Here is a 16,581-nt window from a genome sequence, read left to right on the forward strand (position 1 = left end):
AAGGACGGTCACCGGTGTGAGGTGAACTCCACGACCTGCTGATAGGTCGGCCGGTTCTGCCAGCTGATCCTGGCGTGGTTGATGCCGCCGAGCGGGCGCTGCACGATCGAGTCCGCGCACCACTGGTCCCCCGCCGAGCAGCCGCCGGCGTCGCCCGGGTAGACCTGGGCGGCCGTCCTGCCCGCCGCCGTCCTCAGCGTGCTGATCAGACTGTCCCGGCAGGCGCTCAGGCTGCCGCCGCCGCAGTACTCGCGGGCCAGCGGCCCCTGCACCGGCTCACCGAGCACCGACCGCAGGTCCTTGTCGACATAGCTCCACCAGCCGTACTGGAAGGAGCTGCCCGCGTGGGCGCCGGTCGGTCCGTGCGCGGCCGAAGGGGCCTCGTCGACGGGCAGGTTGCCGGTGACGGCGGTGAACAGCTCGCTGCCCAGGCCCGGTTCGAACGCGGCCCGCACCAGCAGCGGCCACCAGGCGTCCAGGACGCGGATGGCGTCGGCGTGGGCGTACATCTTCGATCCGGCCGAGGTCTCCGTGCGCCGGGCGCCCGCGGTGACCCACGCGGACAGCTTGTCGACGGCCGCCTTCGCCGCCGTATCGGTCACCGGGGCGCTGTTGACGACCTTCAGCAGGTCCGGCAGGACGTCCTCGGCGCGCAGATCGGCGAGCCCGGCCTCGGCCATCGCCCTCACCAGCGCCGCCCGGGTCACCCCGCCCTGGGTGACCAGCCTCCTCACCCGGTCGTCGAGGAGGTTCCCGCGGTGGACCGAGCCGTCGCCCCAGGGGGCGGTGGTGTAGTCCTCGGCCTGCTTGTTGTTCCAGGAGATGTAGTAGTCCTGGTCCGTCGAGTTGGGGTGGGCCGAGGGCGGGGTGTAGTCGGCGGTGTTCGTCGCCGGGTTCCAGTTCCGCCACTCGTACGACGGCTGCGCCCATACCGGGAACTCGGCGTCGACGCCGGTCGCCCGCACCGGGTTGTCGCCGCTGTTGTAGTAGGCGGTGTGCTCGGAGTCGACGTAGAACCAGTTGAAGGTGAAGTTGATGTGCTGCACCGCCGTCCGGAAGGTCTCGGGGCTCTTGAGGTAGTCGGGGTCATTGAGCATCTGGAAGCCGATGATCGAGTCGGCCTCGTGCAGGAAGGACGAGCGCAGCGTGGTGTAGGCGACGCGTTTGCCGTCGACGGTCGCGCGGTGCGAGACGGGTCCGTACTTGGTCCGCCAGACCCGCATCGTGTACGAACCGGCCGGGGTGTCGTCGGCCGTGGTCGGTTTCCAGGCGTTCTTCTGCTCGATCTTCTCCATCGCGGTGCAGGTGCCCCGGTACAGATAGTGGTGGTCGTCCTGGCACAGCTCGACGGCGTAGGTGTCGATGATGTCCTGTCCTGAAGTGGTCGCGCTCCAGGAGTAGTCCTGGCCGCGGCCGAGTTCGACGTACATGCTCAGTCCCGCGAAGGAGGCGCCGCGGGCGCTGATGCCCGGGCCCTGGATCTCCTGGAGGAGAAGCAACTGGGGTGCGAAGTAGCCGGTCTGCGGACCGAAGACGGCGACCGGGTGGCCGCTCGCGGTGTGCTCACCGCTGACCACCAGCGCGTTGGACATTCCCCGCCTGGCCGAGCTCATGGCCGCCTTGGTCGCCGTGGCCGAGGTGGCTGCCGCGGTCTCGCCGGCCGCGCTGCCCGTACGGTCGTACACCAGGGGTTCGCCGCTCACGGAACCGTCGTCGGGCAGCGCGGTGCCCTGCGGGTCCGCGGGCTTCTCGGCGTACGGGAAGCTCTCGTCCCGGACCGTGACGACGGCCTCGGGGTCGTTGCGCATCCGGAAGGACTCCCAGACCTCGGTGCCCGCGGCGACGCCGTACCTCTCCTGGGCGGCGATCAGGGAGATCGCGTTGTTCACCTCGCCGCCGCCCCCGGAGCCGAACAGGGCGCCGATGACGGAGGCGAGGGCGACCAGGTCGGTGGGCTTGAAGTGCGCGATGGTGCCCGCGTTGGTGACGGAGTCCTTGTGGCCGGTCAGGACGTACTCGCCGGGGAAGTAGCGGCCGCTGTCGGAGGCGTCGATGTAGGCGTTGATGCCGGCGACGTAGGCGTTGACGTCGGCGAGGGCCTGCTGTCCGCGGGCGCCGTTCTTGGCGACCGCGCTGTCGATCTGGGCCTGGAGGTCGGCCTCGGTGTACGGCGCGTGGCGCCAGAACTCCTGCTCCAGGCCCTGGTTGGCGGGGTCGCCGCCGGCGAAGGAGGTGAGCTGTCCGCGGCCGACGTGCCGGAAGACGTCCATGAGCCACAGCCGGTCCTCGGCCGCCGCGTACCCGGCGCCGAACTCGGTGCCGTAGCGCGTGGTGCCCGTGATGTGCGGCACACCCGTCTTCTTGTCCCGGACGATCGTCACATCGCTGCGGCCGGCCGGCCGGACGGTGGAGGCGACCTGATCGGCGGGCACCCCGAACGAGGCGTCGTTGAAGAAGTTGTTGATCGTGGCGTTGGTCAGCGTCGGGTGGCCCGTGGCGAGGCCGGCGTACGGTCCGAGCTGGTCGGAGGCGTGCGCGGGCATCGATCCAAAAGCCTGGTTGAGCAGGATCTGGGCCAGGGTGGCGTTGCCGTTCTCGCCAGGCGGCAGGATGTCGGAGCACTGGTTTCCGCAGTGATCGGTCACCGCCGCGGTCCCCGTGTCGGCCGCCTGGGCGGCGACCGCCGGGGAAAGCGGAGACAAAAGACCGGCAATGAGCGCGCATACGGATGCCGTCTTCAGGAACCCGGGGAATCTGCCGGGAGTTCTCAGTCTGTCGAGCGCGGTGCGGGGGATGCGCCGTGGCATGGCAGCTCCTACCGACGGGGGTGGGCCGGACGTTACCGCCGGTATCCCCGGGATCGAAGGTGAACATGCGTCACTTTCAAGGACCTTGAGGGAGGTGGGTGCACCGGCTGATAGGGGCCATCGGAAAACGGATGGAGCCGAATCGCGTGTCGATACGTCTATTCGTCAACGTCGTGCGAAGTCCGCACGGTGTTCGCCGAAGTGACCGAAGTACAGGTGCAGGTGTGACGGAGGTGCAGGGCGATGGCCGGTTTCCGGAGTCTGGCGAGACAGGTGCGCGACCCGCGCTGCGATCTGGCGCTGCGGCGCTATTCGCTGCGCAAGTGCCTTGAGCGGTTCGCCCCCTATGGGCACAGGGCGACCTGGGACCACTTGTGCTCCCGGGCGGGGTTCGGGCCGGAGGACCGCTCCCCCGATCCGGCGCGGCTCGTGGCCGCGTTGGACGAGCTGGAGGAGGCCCGGTCGGTCTGGCTCGCCTATGAGGTGGAGTTCGCCCACCGCCGAAAGAAGGAGAAGCACGACGGGTTGCGCCGGCCGGGGAGTGTCGACGACTGGCACCGGCTGACCTGGGGCGGATTCGGAGTGGCGTGGTGCGACGACCCGCGGGTACACCCCCGTGAGCCGCTGGCCGAGGTGCTGCGCAGGCTGATCTCCGCCTTGGAGCGTGAACCGGGTTCGGGGTGCCCTGTGTGTGATGGGGCTCGGCTGACCTGGAAGTACGACCTGGCCCATGAGCCGTCCTCGGGGCCTGTCTGCGCGGACTGCGGGATTGTGGTGCCGCGGCCTGTGCTGACGCCGGAGGCGCTGGCCGCTGCGCGGCGTGAGCGGCGGCTACTGGTGTCCGCGTAGCGCTTTTGCCCTGCCGGCGATGGGGGCTGGTCGCGCCCGCGCGGCGGAGCCGCAAATCAATACAGCCTCGCGCCCCTTGCAGGGAGTTGGCGCGCGGCGGGGCTTCAAAGCGCCGCTTGTACGGCCGGGGGTGCGATGGGGATGCCGCACCCCCTCATGACCTGTGACTGGCAGTATCGACGCATGGTGCAGGTCTGTCTGAACGGGGCCCGAGGGGCCGTTGACGGTGCGGTGGTTCCGCTCACTCCTGAGGCGCTGGCCGAGTCCGCGGCGGAAGCCGTGGCGGCCGGTGCTACGGACGTTCATGTTCATCCCAGGACGCCCTGCGGTCAGGACAGTCTCTCCCCGCGCGTGGTGGCGGCGACGTTGGAGGCGATCCGGGCCCGGGTCCCGGTGCCGGTCGGAGTGACCACGGGCGCCCGGGCCGAGCCGGATCCGGCGGTACGGGTGTCCCGCATCCGTGAGTGGACCGTGCTCCCGGACCACGCCTCGGTCAACTGGCACGAGCCCGGCGCGGAGGACGTGGCCGCCGTGCTGATCGAGCGGGGTGTGGGCGTCGAGGCCGGGATCCGGTCGGGCACGGACGGAGCGGCGCGGTTCGCCCGGTCCCCGCTCGGCCCCCAGGTGCTCCGGGTCCTGGCGGAGGTGACGGACACCGCGCCCGACACGGCCGAGCGCACCGCGCGCGTCCTGCTGACCGACCTGGGCCGGGCCTTCGGCCGCCCGGTGCTGCTGCACGGCGAGGACGGCGGGGCCTGGCCGGTGCTACGGCTGGCGGGACGCCTGTGCCTGCCCACCAGGGTGGGCCTGGAGGACACACTGTTCCTGCCCGGCGGCGAACGGGCCCTGTCGAACGCCCAGTTGGTGGCGACGGCACTGCTGATGCGGCGGGAACCCGCCTAGGGCCTGATCCAAACGACAGACCCCAGCCGTCAGCCGGTCGGGCGTTTGCGCTCCACCAGGAGGCGGGAGCCGGTGAGGCGTTCGCCGAAGGCGTCGTCGGGGTTGGACAGGACGCAGGTGTCCAGGGAGAGGCAGCCGCAGCCGATGCAGTCGGTGAGGTGGTCGCGCAGGCGGTTCAACTGGGTGATGCGTTCGTCCAGTTCGGCCCGCCACGCCTCCGAGAGGCGGGCCCAGTCCTCGTGGGTGGGCGTGCGCTCCTCGGGGAGCTCGGCCAACGCCTCGCGGATCGTGGCCAGGGGGATGCCCACGCGCTGAGCGGCCCGGATGAAGGCGACCCGCCGCAGCGTGTCCCTGCCGTACCGGCGCTGGTTGCCCGCCGTGCGGCGGCTGCCGATCAGGCCCTTCGCCTCGTAGAAGTGCAGTGCGGAGACGGCGGCACCGCTACGCGCGGCGAGCTGGCCGACCGTGAGCTCATGGATCTTCTCGGGAATCTTGGGCACCCCTCGAAGCCTACCCACCCCGATCGGCGTCCAGGGTCCGTTGACAGCGGGCCCTCATCCGACCATGCTAAGCAGTCGCTTAGAGTTTGGGAGGAGCCAGGGACATGGCAGAACCGAGGAGCTTCACCTCCGTCGACGAGCTGAAGGCGGCGGTCGGCGAGCAGCTGGGCCACACCGACTGGCTGGAGGTCGACCAGAAGCGGATCGATCTGTTCGCCGAGGCGACCGGGGACCACCAGTGGATCCACGTCGACCCGGAGAAGGCCGCCGCCGGACCGTTCGGGACGACGATCGCCCACGGTTATCTCACCCTGTCGCTGCTGCCCCTCTTCGGACCGCAGCTGATCAGCGTCGAGGGCGTGTCGATGGGCGTCAACTACGGCTCGAACAAGGTCCGTTTCCCGGCCCCGGTCCCGGTCGGCTCACGACTGCGCGCCACCGGCACGATCACGGGCGTGGACGACGTCACCGGCGGTGTGCAGGTGACGGTCGCCTTCACCGTGGAGCGCGAGGGCGGCGACAAGCCCGTGTGCGTCGCCGAGTCCGTCTCGCGCTACTACCTGTAGGACGCCGCAGGGCGCGGCGGGACTACTTCGCCGCGACCATCCGCAGTACGAGGTCGGCGTACAGCTCGCCGACCTCGTCCGGCGTCCAGGGGCCGTCGACGCTGAACCAGCGGGCCACGTCGACGCAGAGCGACAGCACGGCGAGGGTGGTGCCCTGGACGTCCCGCACCTCGAACTCGCCGGACGCCACCCCGTCCTCGATGATCCCGCGCACCACGGCGTCGACCTGCCGCCTGAGCCCGACGATCTCGGCCCGCGCCTCGGGCCCCAGCGAGTCCAGCTCGTACTGCACGACCCGCGCGGTGGTGCGGCCCCCCGCGTGCCAGCGGACGAAGGAGCTCACCGCGTCCGCGAGCCGCTCGGCCGCGCTGCCCTCGCGCGCGGACGCCGCACGCAGGATCTCCAGCGCCTTTTCGTGGCCGATCCGGCTGATGCGGTGGAGCAGCTCTTCCTTGGTCTTGTAGTGGATGTAGAGCGCGGCCGGGCTCATCCCGGCCCGGCCCGCGATGTCACGGGTCGTCGTGGCGTGGTAGCCGCGCTCGGCGAAGGCCTCCACCGCGGCGATCAGCAATCGCCGGGCCGCGTCGGGCGTGACCTCGCCCCACGCCGACCCCTCGCCGCCGGCCGTCTCCTCCGCCGTACTCATCGCTTGCTCGCCCCTTCCGATGACAGGGTCACCACCATACCGCCGACAGTGAGCGAGCGCTTAGGGCGGCCGCTCAGAGCTTCTCGAAGGGGCTGTAGGAGCGTGCCGACGCCGCGTCCTGGCGGTCGCGGATGACCTTGGCGAGGGTGAAGGCGGAGGTGACCAGGTAGAGGACGGCGACGCCGAGGAAAGCGCGGACCCAGGGGTCGGCCTCCAGCTGGTAGATGCCGATCGCGGTGGCTGCCATGGCGACCGCGAAGGAGGCGACGGACTGGCCGTAGAAGGCGGCCGTGTTCTGCTGCTTGGGTGTGTCACTCATGGGGACATGATTCGGCGGACGTGGGCCGCGCCACATCCGTCAACGTACTCAGCCGTCGTACTCAGAACGCCGAGACCCCGGTCAGCGCGCGGCCGATGACGAGCTTCTGGATCTGGCTCGTGCCCTCGTAGAGGGTCATCACGCGGGCGTCGCGCAGCAGCTTGCCCGCCGGGTACTCGTCGATGTAGCCGTAGCCGCCGAAGACCTGGAGGGCGTTGTTGGCGGCCCGGACGGCGGCCTCGGAGGCGAACAGCTTGGCCTTGGAGGACTCGGTGGCGAACGGCTGCCCGCGGTCGATCAGATCGGCTACCCGCCAGGTCAGCAGCCGCGCCGCGTCGACGTCCACGGCGATGTCGCTGATCAGCTCCTGTACGAGCTGGTGGTGGGCGATGGTCTTCCCGAACTGCTCCCGCTCCCCCGCGTACCGCACGGCGACGTCCAGCGCGGCCTGGGCCAGGCCCACACAGCCCGCCGCCACCGACATCCGCCCCTTGGCCAGCGCCGACATGGCGACGGAGAAGCCCCTGCCCTCCTCGCCGAGCAGCGCGGAGGCGGGCACGCGCACGTCCTCCAGGACGAGTTCGGCGGTGGCCTGGCCGCGCAGGCCGAGCTTGCCGTGGATCGTACGGCGGGTCAGGCCGGCGGTGTCGGTGGGGACCAGGAAGGCGGAGACGCCCTTGTGGCCCGGGGCGTCGGTGGAGCGGGCGAAGAGGAGGACGACGTCGGCCCAAGTGCCGTTGGTGATGAACATCTTGGTGCCGTTGATGACGTAGTCACCGCCGTCGCGGACCGCGCGGGTGGCGAGGTTGCCCGCGTCGGAGCCGGTGCCCGGCTCGGTGAGCCCGAAGCAGCCGACGAGCTCCCCGGCCGTCAGCCCCGGCAGCCACTGCCGCTTCTGCTCCTCGCTGCCCCAGGCGGCGACGGTCTTGGCGACGAGCCCGAGCGAGACGGAGACGATGCCCCGCACCGAGGAGTCACCGCGGCCGAGTTCCTCGGTCACCAGGCAGTACGCGAGGTGGTCGCCGCCGGAGCCGCCGTACTCCTCGTCCACGGTCAGGCCCAGGAAGCCGACCTCGCCGAGCTTCTTCACGATGCTCCGGTCGACCTCCTCGGCGCGGTCCCAGGCGACGACGTGCGGGGCGATCTCGCGGGCCACGAAATCCCGGGCGAGCTGCCGTACGGCGGTCTGCTCCTCGCTGAGCTCCAGGTTCATACCGAGTCACCCCAATTGAATGCCGTACATTTAAATTAGCACTGCTAGTTTCAAGTCGCAGCCCTACTATGTGCGCCATGGCCCGACCGCGCAAGCCCTTGCTCAGCACCGACCGGATCGTCGAGACGGCGCGGGTGCTCGTGGACACGGAGGGCCTCGCGGCCGTCTCCACCCGGCGTCTCGCGGCGGAGTTGGGGGTCAGCGGGCCGTCGCTCTACAACCACTTCCGGACCAAGGACCAGATCCTGGAGGCGGTCGCGGACTCGGTGAGCGCGCAGGTCGATCTGTCGATGTTCGAGGACGGGCGGGACTGGCGTACCGCGCTGCACGACTGGGCGGTGTCCTATCGGGCGGCCCTGCGGGACCATCCGAACATCGTGCCGGTGCTCGCCCGTGGGCCCGGGCGGCGGCCTGCCGCGCTGCGGCTCGCTGACGCGGTGTACGGGGCGATGGTGGCGGCGGGGTGGCCTCCGGCCCAGGCCACGTCCATTGGCGCTTTGATGCGGTACTTCATCATGGGGTCCGCGTTGGGGTCGTTCGCGGGGGGATTTGTCGACGATGTGAGTGCGTATGACCCTGCGGACTATCCGCATCTGGGACAGGCGCATCTTCTTGCCGAGCGGCAGGAGAAGATTGATGAGCGGGCCTTCGAGACGGGGCTTGCCGCGTTGCTGGATGGGCTGGAGCGGCAGTACGAAGGGGTTGTTCGGTCGTCCTGATGTGCGGGCCGGGGGAAACCCCAGCCCACGACTGTTCGGCCGTGACCGAAGTGTTTGGGGGCCATCCTGGGCCCTATGACACTTCGCGATCCTCGCGCACCCCATCTCGCCCGGCTTGCCGCGCTCATTGCTGATGAGACTCGGGCCGTCTGCCTGCTCGCCTTGCTCGACGGGCGGGCCTGGACCGCCGGCGAGTTGGCTCGGCATGCCGGGGTTGCCGCCTCGACGCTCAGTGAGCATCTGGGGAAGCTCGTCGCCGGTGGGCTGCTTGTCGAGGAGCGGCAGGGGCGGCATCGGTATGTGCGGCTCGCCGATGCTCGGGCCGCGCAGTTGATCGAGGATCTGGCCGCCCAGGTGGCGCCCACGGCGGTCGTACGGCCTCGGGGGCTGCGGCAGTCCAGTGCCGGAGCCGCCATGGCCCGGGGGCGGACCTGTTACGACCATCTCGCCGGGCGGCTCGGGATCGCGGTGACTGATGCGTTTGCCGAGCGCGGGCTGTTGCGGCAGGACACCGGGTTCGCGCTGACCGACGCGGGGGTGGCGTGGTTCGAGTCCGTCGGGATCCGGCTGGACCGGGGCGGGCGGCGGCCGTTGGCGCGTGCCTGTCTGGACTGGACCGAGCGGCGGCCGCATCTGGCCGGGGTCGCGGGCGCGGCGGTGTGCCGGCACGCGCTGGACGCCGGGTGGTGTGTGCGGATCGGGTCCGAGCGGGCGGTGAAGGTGACGGCGGCCGGGGAACGGGCGCTGTCCGAGCTGCTCGGCATCCGGCCCGAGGCCGTTGCATGACGTCCGGAATCCGCGAGCCCTCAGGTCCTGACCTTCCTAGCCTCTGGAGCATGATGAACCGCCGTACCGATCTGCTCGCCGCGGGCGCCGCCACCGTCAGCGTCGTGCTGTGGGCCTCCGCCTTCGTCTCGATCCGCAGCGCGGGTGCCGAGTACTCGCCGGGCGCGCTGGCGCTGGGGCGGCTGCTGGCCGGGGTACTGGTGCTCGGGGTCATCTGTGTCGTACGGCGGGAGGGGTGGCCACCGCGGTCGGCGTGGCGCGGGATCCTGATATCCGGGCTGCTGTGGTTCGGGTTCTACATGGTCGCCTTGAACTGGGGCGAGCAGCAGGTCGACGCGGGTACGGCGGCCCTGGTGGTGAACATCGGGCCGATCCTCGTCGCGCTGCTCGGCGCGCGGCTGCTGGGGGACTCGATGCCGCCGCGGCTGCTCGCGGGCATGGCGGTGTCGTTCGCGGGTGCGGTGGCCGTGGGACTGTCGATGTCCGGCGAGGGCGGGGCCTCGCTGCTCGGTGTGGTGCTGTGCCTGCTGGCCGCGGTCGGGTACGCCGGGGGTGTCGTGGCGCAGAAGCCCGCGCTGGCCCACGCGAGCGCGCTTCAGGTGACGACCTTCGGATGCCTGGTGGGTGCGGTGGCCTGTCTGCCGTTCGCCGGTCAGCTGGTCACGGAGGCGGCGAAGGCGCCGGTGTCGGCCACGCTCAACATGGTCTACCTGGGCGTCTTCCCGACCGCGCTGGCCTTCACGACATGGGCGTACGCGCTGGCCCGGACGACCGCCAGCCGGATGGGGGCGACGACGTACGCGGTGCCCGCGCTGGTGGTGCTGATGTCCTGGCTGGCGCTGGGTGAGGTGCCGGGGGTGCTGACCCTGGCGGGCGGCGCCCTGTGTCTGCTGGGGGTGGCGGTGTCGCGGTCCCGGCCGTCGGCGAAGGCGGGTGGGGACGGGGGCGGATCCCCCATCCCTCCCGCTGAACGTGCCGCGTCCTCCGGCGCCGGGCGCGCCGACTAGAACGTCACCAGCGCCCGGCCGCCCTTGCCCGCCAGCATGTTCTCGAACGCGGCCGGGATCCCTTCGAGGCCGATCCGCTCCGTCACCAGCATCGCCAGGTCCAGGCGGCCCGCGCGGACGTGTTCCGCGAGGATCGGGACATCGCGGGCGGGGTCGGTGTTGCCGTAGACGCAGCCGGACAGGGTGCGGCCCCAGTGGAAGATCTCCAGGGCGTTGAAGGTGACCTGCTGGTCCTTGCCGCCGATGCCGACGACCGTCGTACGGCCGCCGCGGCGGGTGGAGTCCCAAGCGGTACGGATGGTGGTGGCGCGGCCCACGCACTCGATCGCCACGTCCACGCCCTGCTTGCCGGTGAGCGCGCGGATCTCCCGGGCCGTGTCCTCCGAGGCGATCACGTAGTCCGTGGCGCCGGCCGCGCGGGCCAGCTCCTCCTTGGCCGGGGAGACGTCCACCGCGACGATCCGCGAGGCGCCCGCGATGCGGGCCGACTGGAGCGCGGCGAGGCCGACTCCGCCGACGCCGTAGACGGCGACCGTCTCGCCCTCGCGGACCTGTGCCGAGTGGTGGACGGCGCCGTAGCCGGTGAGGACGGCGCAGCCCAGGAGGGCCGCCTCGGTGAGCGGGACGCCGTCGGGGGCAGGCAGGACGCAGGACGCGGAGACCACGGTCTCCTCGGCGAACGCGGCGACGTTCAGGCCGGGGTGGAGGTCGGTGCCGTCGGAGGCGCGGTGGGCGTAGACGTCGGCGGCGCCGTTCATGGCGTTGGCGCACAGCCACACCTCGCCGAGCGCGCAGGCGGGGCAACTGCCGCAGGACGGGGCCCAGTTGAGGACGACCTCGGCGCCGGGGGCGATGTGGGTGACGCCCTCACCGACCGCGGTCACCGTGCCCGCGCCCTCGTGGCCGAGGACGGCCGGGACCGGCACCCGCATGGTGCCGTTGGACAGGGACAGGTCGGAATGGCAGACGCCCGCGGCGGCGAGCCGGACCCGGACCTGGCCGGGTCCGGGGTCCGGGAGGTCGATCTCGGCGATCTCCAGCGGTGCGCCCACGGCGGGCAGGACAGCGGCGCGAACCATGGGTGGTGAACTCCTCTAGAACTGGAGGGACTTGGTCTGGAGGTACTCGGCGAGCCCGTGCGCGCCGAGTTCCCGGCCGACGCCGGACTGCTTGTAACCGCCGAAGGGCGCGCGGGGGTTGAAGCGGCCGCCGTTGATGTCGACCTGGCCGGTCTCCATCCGGCGCGCGAAGGCGACCGCCTCGGGCTCGGCGCCCCAGACGGCGCCGGCCAGGCCGTAGACGGTGCCGTTGGCGATGCGCAGGGCGTCGTCCTCGTCCTCGTAGCGCAGGATCGACAGGACCGGGCCGAAGATCTCCTCCTGCGCGATCGTCATCTCGGGGGTGACGTCGGCGAAGACCGTCGGGCTGACGAAGTAGCCCTGCTCGCGCGGGGCTTCGGTGCCGCCCGCGACCAGGCGGGCGCCCTCGGCGACGCCCTTGTCGATGTAGCCGCGCACTCGCTCCCGCTGCCGGGCGTTCACCACCGGGCCGATGCGCTCGCCGTACTTCGCGGCGGCGGCCTGGGCGAGGGCGACGGCCTCGTCGTACTGGGAGGTGTGCACGAGCATGCGGGTCCAGGCGCTGCACGTCTGCCCGGAGTTGGACATGACGTTGGCGACGCCGACGTTGACCGCCTTGGCGAGGTCGGCACTCGGGAGGATCACATTGGCGGACTTGCCGCCGAGCTCCAGGGCGACCTTCTTGACGGCGGCACCGGCCACGGCGGCGATCTGCCGGCCGACGGCGGTGGAGCCGGTGAAGGAGACCAGGTCGACGCCCGGGTGCTCGACGAGGGCCTGGCCCGCAATCCGGCCGAGGCCGGTGACCAGGTTGAAGACGCCCGCCGGGATCCCGGCCTCGTGGACCGCCTCGGCGAAGAGCTGGGCGGTGAGCGGGGTGTCCTCGGCGGGCTTCAGCACGATCGTGCAGCCGGCCGCGAGCGCGGGGCCGACCTTGGCGACGATCTGGTGGAGCGGGTAGTTCCAGGGGGTGATCGCGCCGACCACACCGATCGGCTCGTGCAGGACGGTGGAGTTGCCGACCTTCTCCTCGAAGGAGTACGTCGCGGCGAGTTCGGCGTAGGAGGCGGCGACCGCGATCGGCACGGAGGCGTGGACGGCCTGGGAGAAGGCGAGGGGTGAGCCGAGTTCCGCGGTGATCGTCTCGGCGATCTCGTCCTTCCGGGCGGTGAGGACGTCGTGCAGTGCGGTGAGGCGGGCGGCGCGTTCGGTGGGTGGGGTTGCGGCCCACCCACCCAGTGCGCTGCGCGCGGCGCGTACGGCGGTGTCCATGTCTGCGGCGGTACCTGCGGGTACTTGGCCGATCACCTGCTCGTCGACCGGGTTCACGACGTCGATCGTGTCCCGGTCGTCGGCCGGGTGCCAGGCTCCGTCGATGTAGAAGCCGCCGTGTGCCTTCATCGGGTTCCTCCGGGCGTCGTGCGTCTGCGGGTGCGTGGGGGCTTGTCGCGCAGTTCCCCGCGCCCCTGAACGGCGTGGTCGAACCGCCCCCTAAACTAGCGCCGTTAGTTTTAGGGCACCAGGCTCCGCCCGCATGGCGCAGCTCACCTTGCCCGTAAGCAGCTTCTCAGAAGTCGACTCTCGCCCGGTCGTCCACCCTGCCCACCGACTCCTGGGCGAACTCCTTCTCGTAGGCCCGGCGGATCTCCTCGATCTCGCGGTCGTTCGCAGCGGCCTCGGCGACCGGGTACAGCAGGATCAGCTCGTAGGACCGCTCCTTCTCGATCGTGCCGCTCGCGTCGCGCCACTGGCCGCGGCCGGTCTGGACGGTGAGGCCGTCCGGGAAGCCGGGAGTGACCTCCTCGTCGACGAAGGTCATGAACTGCTCGTCGGTGACGGCCGGTCCGCCGTCGGGGCGTTCGGTGCCGAAGAAGAGCTGGGTCTCGATGTAGGGCTCGCCGCGCCGCGGGACCGTGGCGGTCTCGCCGTCGTCGAGGGTGGCGTACGCGGTCGGCGCGGCCACGGCGAGCAGGAGGCCGGCGGTCATCAGAACGGCTCGGCCACGGGTCAGGCTGGTCGGCGTCGTGAGGAGTCTCATGCCCCCATCACTTACGGGCCCTACTCCTCGAGATCGGGAAGCCGCGCCGGAGCCGGGCAGATCCGTTCGCCGTGCTGGTCGAAGACGAACAGATGGCCGATGTCGACGAGCAGCGGCACCTGCATCCCCTGCCGGAGGTCGATGTCGGGGGTGGTGCGGACGATGAGGTCGCCGGGCAGCCGCCCCTCCGGCGGGACCGGCTCCGCGGACGGGTCGGGTCCGACGTCGGCCGGGTCCTCCAGGACCACCACGGGCCCCGCCCGCAGCGCGCCCGCCCGCTCCCGGATCCGGTCCAGGACCGTGCCGCCCTCCCGTCTGCGCCGCCGGACCCGGCGCAGCGGGCGCGGGGACTCCAGCTCGGGCACGACGGCGGGCCGGGAGCCGGTGTTGAAGTGGACGAGCACCTCGTGCCCCTGGAACTCGACATGCTCGACGAGACCGGTGATCAGCACTTCTCCCGGCCGCGCGGAGGCCGGTTTGGCGATCCGTACGGCCTCCGAGCGCAGGCCCACGATGACCTCGCGGCCCTGCTGGACCCGGAGCAGCTGATGGTCCAGGGAGAGCGGTTCGGGCAGCCGCAGATACTGCTTGCCGAGGCTGATGGTCATCGCCCCGTCGAGCGGGGCGCGCACCACGCCGCGCAGCAGGTTGATGCGCGGGGTGCCGATGAAGGCGGCGACGAAGACGTTGCGGGGCAGGGCGTAGACGTCGCGCGGGGTGCCGACCTGCTGGAGGACTCCGCCGCGCAGTACGGCGACCCGGTCGCCGAGCGACATGGCCTCGGCCTGGTCATGGGTGACGTAGACCGTGGTGACGCCCAACTCCCGGGTGAGCTTGGTGATCTCGGCGCGCAGGTGGTTGCGGAGCTTGGCGTCGAGGTTGGACAGCGGCTCGTCCATCAGGAAGGCGGAGGGGTGGCGGGCGATGGCCCGGCCCATGGCGACGCGCTGGCGCTCACCGCCGGAGAGCTGGGCGGGCAGCCGGTCGAGCAGGTCCTCGATGCCGAGCATCCGGGCGGTGGCGTCCACCCGCGGGCGCGGGTCCTCGCCGGGTGTCTCGATGCGCAGCGGGAAGCCGATGTTGTCGCGGCTGGTCATGCTCGGGTAGAGGGCGAAGTTCTGGAAGACCATCGCCATGTCCCGGCCGGACGGCGGCAGATCGTTGGCCCACTCGCCGTCGAGGTGCAGCTCGCCCTCGTCGATCTCCTCCAGCCCGGCGATCATTCTCAGCACCGTCGACTTGCCGCAGCCCGAGGGGCCGAGCAGGACGAGGAACTCGCCGGGCCCGATGTCCAACGAGAGCCGGTCCACCACGCGGACGCCCTTCGCGTAGCTCTTGCTCACGTCGTGCAGAGAGATGGCGCGTGTCATGAGGGGTGCCCCCGGGGGCTACGTCGGCGGCCCTGGTGCTCCGCGGCTGGAGACCCCGTGCGGGTCGTACGGGGCCTGTGGGTCACGGAAGTTAACGGAATGTAGGCGGCCGGGGGAAGAGAACGGGCGGGATCCGGCTCCGACGTCCAGCAATTGAGAAAGCGGACGGCCGAATTCAGCGTTGCTCGGCGGGAGTTCGGGCCTTGCGGACCTCGACGAGGTGGGCAAAGACCACCACATTGCCCGAATAGCCGGTTCTGCGGTCGTACTTTCCACCACAGGTGATCAGCCGCAGCTCCGGACGGCCCCGGGGCCCGTACACCTCACGGTTCGGGAACCGGTCCTTCTCGTACGACTTCACCGCGTCGACGGCGTAGACGGCGGTCCGCCCGTCGGCGCGCCGGATCTCGACCCGCCGTCCACGGTCCAGTTCGGCGAGCCCGGCGAAGACGGCGGACCCGGTGTCCGTGTCCAGATGCCCCACGGCGACGGCGGTGCCCGGCTCACCGGGCGAGGGCCCTTCGGCGTACCAGCCGACGAGGTTGGGGTTGTCGTCGGGGGGTGCGGGGAGACGGCCCTCGCGGTCCAGGCGGAGGTCGACGACGGGCGCGTCGACGTCCAGGAAGTCGATGGTGAGGCGGGTGGCGCGGGAGCGCGGGAGGGGGGCGGCTTTTCTGGTGGGCCTCGGGGTGGGCTTGGCGCCGGCCTTCGACCGACCGGCGACCCCGAAGGGCTCCGGGCGCCCCCTGAGCCCTTGCGGGTCCGTCCCGCGAGGGCGGCCGTCGTACGTCGGCCGGGCGGCGGCCGGAGGGTCCGGCAGGACGGCCTCGACCGTCCCACCGGACTCCTCGTCCTGCCCCCACCAGAGCCCACCGGTCACCAGGGCCAGCACGGCCAGCCCGGTCCGCGTCAGCCGATAGGCGCGCGTCCGATGCCAGGGCCGACGCCGACGGGACAAGGCCGGATGCGGTCCCGCAACTCCCTTCAGGGGCGCGGGGCTGTATCGATGTGCGGCTCCGCCGCGGGGCGCGACCGGCCACGACGGCGCCGCAGACAAACGACTGCCGGTCGACCCGCTACGCCCCATGCGCCCGCCGACGCACGCGGAACCACACCACCCCGGTAACGGCCGCAAGACCCACCGCCGCCGCACCCGCGACCGGCCCGAACGCGTCGTCACGCGCGAGTCCGCCCCCACCCGCGGGCGGCCCACCGTTCGGCCCGGGAGGGGCCGTCGGCTTGGAGATCGGGCAGTCGACCCTGAACACCTTGTGCTTGCCCGCACCGTGACCGAGGTCGGTCTTCCAGGTGAGCTTGTACTGCCCGTTGGGCAGCCCGAGCGGGATGGTCTGAGCCGAGCCGTCCTGCTCGATGGTGATGGTGTTGTCGGGGTAGGCGGAGTTGGGCAGCCGGGCCCCGCCCACCGCCCGAGGCTGCGGCTCGACCGTCCAGGTCACGTGCTCCCCCGCGTCGAAGTTGAACGCGGCGAGGTAGAAGTCGCAGACCTTGGGCTCGTTGCGCTGGTCGTCGAAGGGGGTCCCCACCTTGTGGATCTTGACGTCCCCGTTGTCACCGCCCGGCTGGGCGAAGGCGGCGGGCACCCCGGCGAGGCCGGTGCCGACGAGGGTCAGGGCCGCGAGAGCGGCGGTACGCGCTCCGGCACGGCTTGGCAGAGAGGTGGCGGGCATACGGGATCCTCCGAGTCAGGATGATTGTCGTACAAGTCGCACTTCACCTGACTCTTTGTCACACACTGCCCCGTAACGGGGGAAGCCGCGC

The 16,581-nt window shown here is 71.4% G+C and carries 17 protein-coding genes; 6 read left to right on the forward strand and 11 right to left on the reverse strand.

Going from position 1 to position 16,581, the window contains the following annotated elements; all coding sequences use genetic code 11:
• Positions 1-8: 8 nt before the first annotated feature.
• Positions 9-2,807, reverse strand: a complete 2,799-nt coding sequence (locus tag STRCI_RS08870; protein ID WP_269658304.1) for a penicillin acylase family protein — start codon at positions 2,805-2,807, stop codon at positions 9-11.
• A gap of 243 nt (positions 2,808-3,050) precedes the next feature.
• Here STRCI_RS08870 and STRCI_RS08875 point away from each other — a divergent pair, with 243 nt between their 5' ends.
• Both STRCI_RS08875 and STRCI_RS08880 read left to right on the forward strand, forming a co-directional pair.
• Complete coding sequence (locus STRCI_RS08875; protein WP_269658305.1) at positions 3,051-3,656, forward strand: hypothetical protein; 606 nt, start codon at positions 3,051-3,053, stop codon at positions 3,654-3,656.
• 183 nt (positions 3,657-3,839) lie between these two features.
• Positions 3,840-4,559: a 3-keto-5-aminohexanoate cleavage protein gene (locus STRCI_RS08880; RefSeq protein WP_269664513.1), complete on the forward strand. Its 720-nt coding sequence runs from the start codon at positions 3,840-3,842 to the stop codon at positions 4,557-4,559.
• Between the two features lie 29 nt (positions 4,560-4,588).
• On the opposite strand, the gene soxR is transcribed toward STRCI_RS08880, so the two are convergent.
• Entirely contained in the window at positions 4,589-5,059 is a 471-nt protein-coding gene (soxR, locus tag STRCI_RS08885; RefSeq protein WP_269658306.1) for a redox-sensitive transcriptional activator SoxR, read from the reverse strand.
• 104 nt (positions 5,060-5,163) lie between these two features.
• Here soxR and STRCI_RS08890 point away from each other — a divergent pair, with 104 nt between their 5' ends.
• Positions 5,164-5,625 (forward strand): MaoC family dehydratase, encoded by a 462-nt coding sequence (locus tag STRCI_RS08890; RefSeq protein WP_269658307.1) that lies wholly within the window; start codon positions 5,164-5,166, stop codon positions 5,623-5,625.
• Between the two features lie 22 nt (positions 5,626-5,647).
• Here the strand turns inward: STRCI_RS08890 and STRCI_RS08895 are convergent, their stop codons facing one another.
• The 3 genes from STRCI_RS08895 to STRCI_RS08905 all read right to left on the reverse strand — a co-directional run bounded on the left by STRCI_RS08895 (position 5,648) and on the right by STRCI_RS08905 (position 7,803).
• A complete protein-coding gene (locus STRCI_RS08895; RefSeq protein ID WP_269658308.1) occupies positions 5,648-6,271 on the reverse strand; it encodes a TetR/AcrR family transcriptional regulator in 624 nt (207 codons plus the stop codon).
• Positions 6,272-6,344: 73 nt separating this feature from the next.
• Positions 6,345-6,590 (reverse strand): YiaA/YiaB family inner membrane protein, encoded by a 246-nt coding sequence (locus STRCI_RS08900; RefSeq protein WP_269658309.1) that lies wholly within the window; start codon positions 6,588-6,590, stop codon positions 6,345-6,347.
• Between the two features lie 61 nt (positions 6,591-6,651).
• Complete coding sequence (locus STRCI_RS08905) at positions 6,652-7,803, reverse strand: acyl-CoA dehydrogenase family protein (protein ID WP_269658310.1); 1,152 nt, start codon at positions 7,801-7,803, stop codon at positions 6,652-6,654.
• 77 nt (positions 7,804-7,880) lie between these two features.
• On the opposite strand from STRCI_RS08905, the gene STRCI_RS08910 reads away from it, so the two are divergent.
• From STRCI_RS08910 to STRCI_RS08920, 3 genes are all read left to right on the forward strand, one after another.
• Positions 7,881-8,522, forward strand: a complete 642-nt coding sequence (locus tag STRCI_RS08910) for a TetR/AcrR family transcriptional regulator (protein ID WP_269658311.1) — start codon at positions 7,881-7,883, stop codon at positions 8,520-8,522.
• 75 nt (positions 8,523-8,597) lie between these two features.
• The gene (locus STRCI_RS08915) at positions 8,598-9,308 is read left to right on the forward strand and encodes an ArsR/SmtB family transcription factor (protein ID WP_269658312.1); all 711 of its coding nucleotides are present in this window, start codon (positions 8,598-8,600) and stop codon (positions 9,306-9,308) included.
• 50 nt (positions 9,309-9,358) lie between these two features.
• On the forward strand, positions 9,359-10,315 hold the full coding sequence (locus STRCI_RS08920; protein ID WP_269658313.1) for a DMT family transporter: 957 nt from the start codon (positions 9,359-9,361) through the stop codon (positions 10,313-10,315).
• Here STRCI_RS08920 and STRCI_RS08925 read toward each other — a convergent pair.
• The 6 genes from STRCI_RS08925 to STRCI_RS08950 all read right to left on the reverse strand — a co-directional run bounded on the left by STRCI_RS08925 (position 10,312) and on the right by STRCI_RS08950 (position 16,490).
• Positions 10,312-11,394, reverse strand: coding sequence for a Zn-dependent alcohol dehydrogenase (locus STRCI_RS08925; protein ID WP_269658314.1), 1,083 nt, complete (start codon positions 11,392-11,394; stop codon positions 10,312-10,314). The two genes, STRCI_RS08920 and STRCI_RS08925, sit on opposite strands and share 4 nt — an antisense overlap.
• Before the next feature lie 15 nt (positions 11,395-11,409).
• Positions 11,410-12,795, reverse strand: coding sequence for an aldehyde dehydrogenase family protein (locus STRCI_RS08930; RefSeq protein ID WP_269658315.1), 1,386 nt, complete (start codon positions 12,793-12,795; stop codon positions 11,410-11,412).
• 166 nt (positions 12,796-12,961) lie between these two features.
• Positions 12,962-13,432 (reverse strand): DUF3574 domain-containing protein, encoded by a 471-nt coding sequence (locus STRCI_RS08935; RefSeq protein WP_269658316.1) that lies wholly within the window; start codon positions 13,430-13,432, stop codon positions 12,962-12,964.
• Positions 13,433-13,452: 20 nt separating this feature from the next.
• Positions 13,453-14,802: an ABC transporter ATP-binding protein gene (locus STRCI_RS08940; RefSeq protein ID WP_269658317.1), complete on the reverse strand. Its 1,350-nt coding sequence runs from the start codon at positions 14,800-14,802 to the stop codon at positions 13,453-13,455.
• A gap of 175 nt (positions 14,803-14,977) precedes the next feature.
• Positions 14,978-15,760 carry a class F sortase gene (locus STRCI_RS08945; RefSeq protein WP_269658318.1) on the reverse strand — a complete coding sequence of 261 codons (783 nt, stop codon included), beginning with the start codon at positions 15,758-15,760 and terminating at the stop codon, positions 14,978-14,980.
• Positions 15,761-15,878: 118 nt separating this feature from the next.
• Positions 15,879-16,490 carry a hypothetical protein gene (locus tag STRCI_RS08950; RefSeq protein ID WP_269658319.1) on the reverse strand — a complete coding sequence of 204 codons (612 nt, stop codon included), beginning with the start codon at positions 16,488-16,490 and terminating at the stop codon, positions 15,879-15,881.
• Positions 16,491-16,581: the final 91 nt, after the last annotated feature.

The organism is Streptomyces cinnabarinus (assembly GCF_027270315.1).
Taxonomy (GTDB): Bacteria; Actinomycetota; Actinomycetes; order Streptomycetales; family Streptomycetaceae; genus Streptomyces; species Streptomyces cinnabarinus.

Coding starts and splice junctions, on each gene's coding strand:
- STRCI_RS08900 (WP_269658309.1), bottom strand. CDS start 6,590: ATGAGTGACACACCCAAGCAGCAGAACACGGCCGCCTTCTACGGCCAG.
- STRCI_RS08870 (WP_269658304.1), bottom strand. CDS start 2,807: ATGCCACGGCGCATCCCCCGCACCGCGCTCGACAGACTGAGAACTCCC.
- STRCI_RS08920 (WP_269658313.1), top strand. CDS start 9,359: ATGATGAACCGCCGTACCGATCTGCTCGCCGCGGGCGCCGCCACCGTC.
- STRCI_RS08935 (WP_269658316.1), bottom strand. CDS start 13,432: ATGAGACTCCTCACGACGCCGACCAGCCTGACCCGTGGCCGAGCCGTT.
- STRCI_RS08880 (WP_269664513.1), top strand. CDS start 3,840: ATGGTGCAGGTCTGTCTGAACGGGGCCCGAGGGGCCGTTGACGGTGCG.
- STRCI_RS08940 (WP_269658317.1), bottom strand. CDS start 14,802: ATGACACGCGCCATCTCTCTGCACGACGTGAGCAAGAGCTACGCGAAG.
- STRCI_RS08875 (WP_269658305.1), top strand. CDS start 3,051: ATGGCCGGTTTCCGGAGTCTGGCGAGACAGGTGCGCGACCCGCGCTGC.
- STRCI_RS08950 (WP_269658319.1), bottom strand. CDS start 16,490: ATGCCCGCCACCTCTCTGCCAAGCCGTGCCGGAGCGCGTACCGCCGCT.
- STRCI_RS08905 (WP_269658310.1), bottom strand. CDS start 7,803: ATGAACCTGGAGCTCAGCGAGGAGCAGACCGCCGTACGGCAGCTCGCC.
- STRCI_RS08925 (WP_269658314.1), bottom strand. CDS start 11,394: ATGGTTCGCGCCGCTGTCCTGCCCGCCGTGGGCGCACCGCTGGAGATC.
- STRCI_RS08930 (WP_269658315.1), bottom strand. CDS start 12,795: ATGAAGGCACACGGCGGCTTCTACATCGACGGAGCCTGGCACCCGGCC.
- STRCI_RS08915 (WP_269658312.1), top strand. CDS start 8,598: ATGACACTTCGCGATCCTCGCGCACCCCATCTCGCCCGGCTTGCCGCG.
- STRCI_RS08910 (WP_269658311.1), top strand. CDS start 7,881: ATGGCCCGACCGCGCAAGCCCTTGCTCAGCACCGACCGGATCGTCGAG.
- STRCI_RS08895 (WP_269658308.1), bottom strand. CDS start 6,271: ATGAGTACGGCGGAGGAGACGGCCGGCGGCGAGGGGTCGGCGTGGGGC.
- STRCI_RS08890 (WP_269658307.1), top strand. CDS start 5,164: ATGGCAGAACCGAGGAGCTTCACCTCCGTCGACGAGCTGAAGGCGGCG.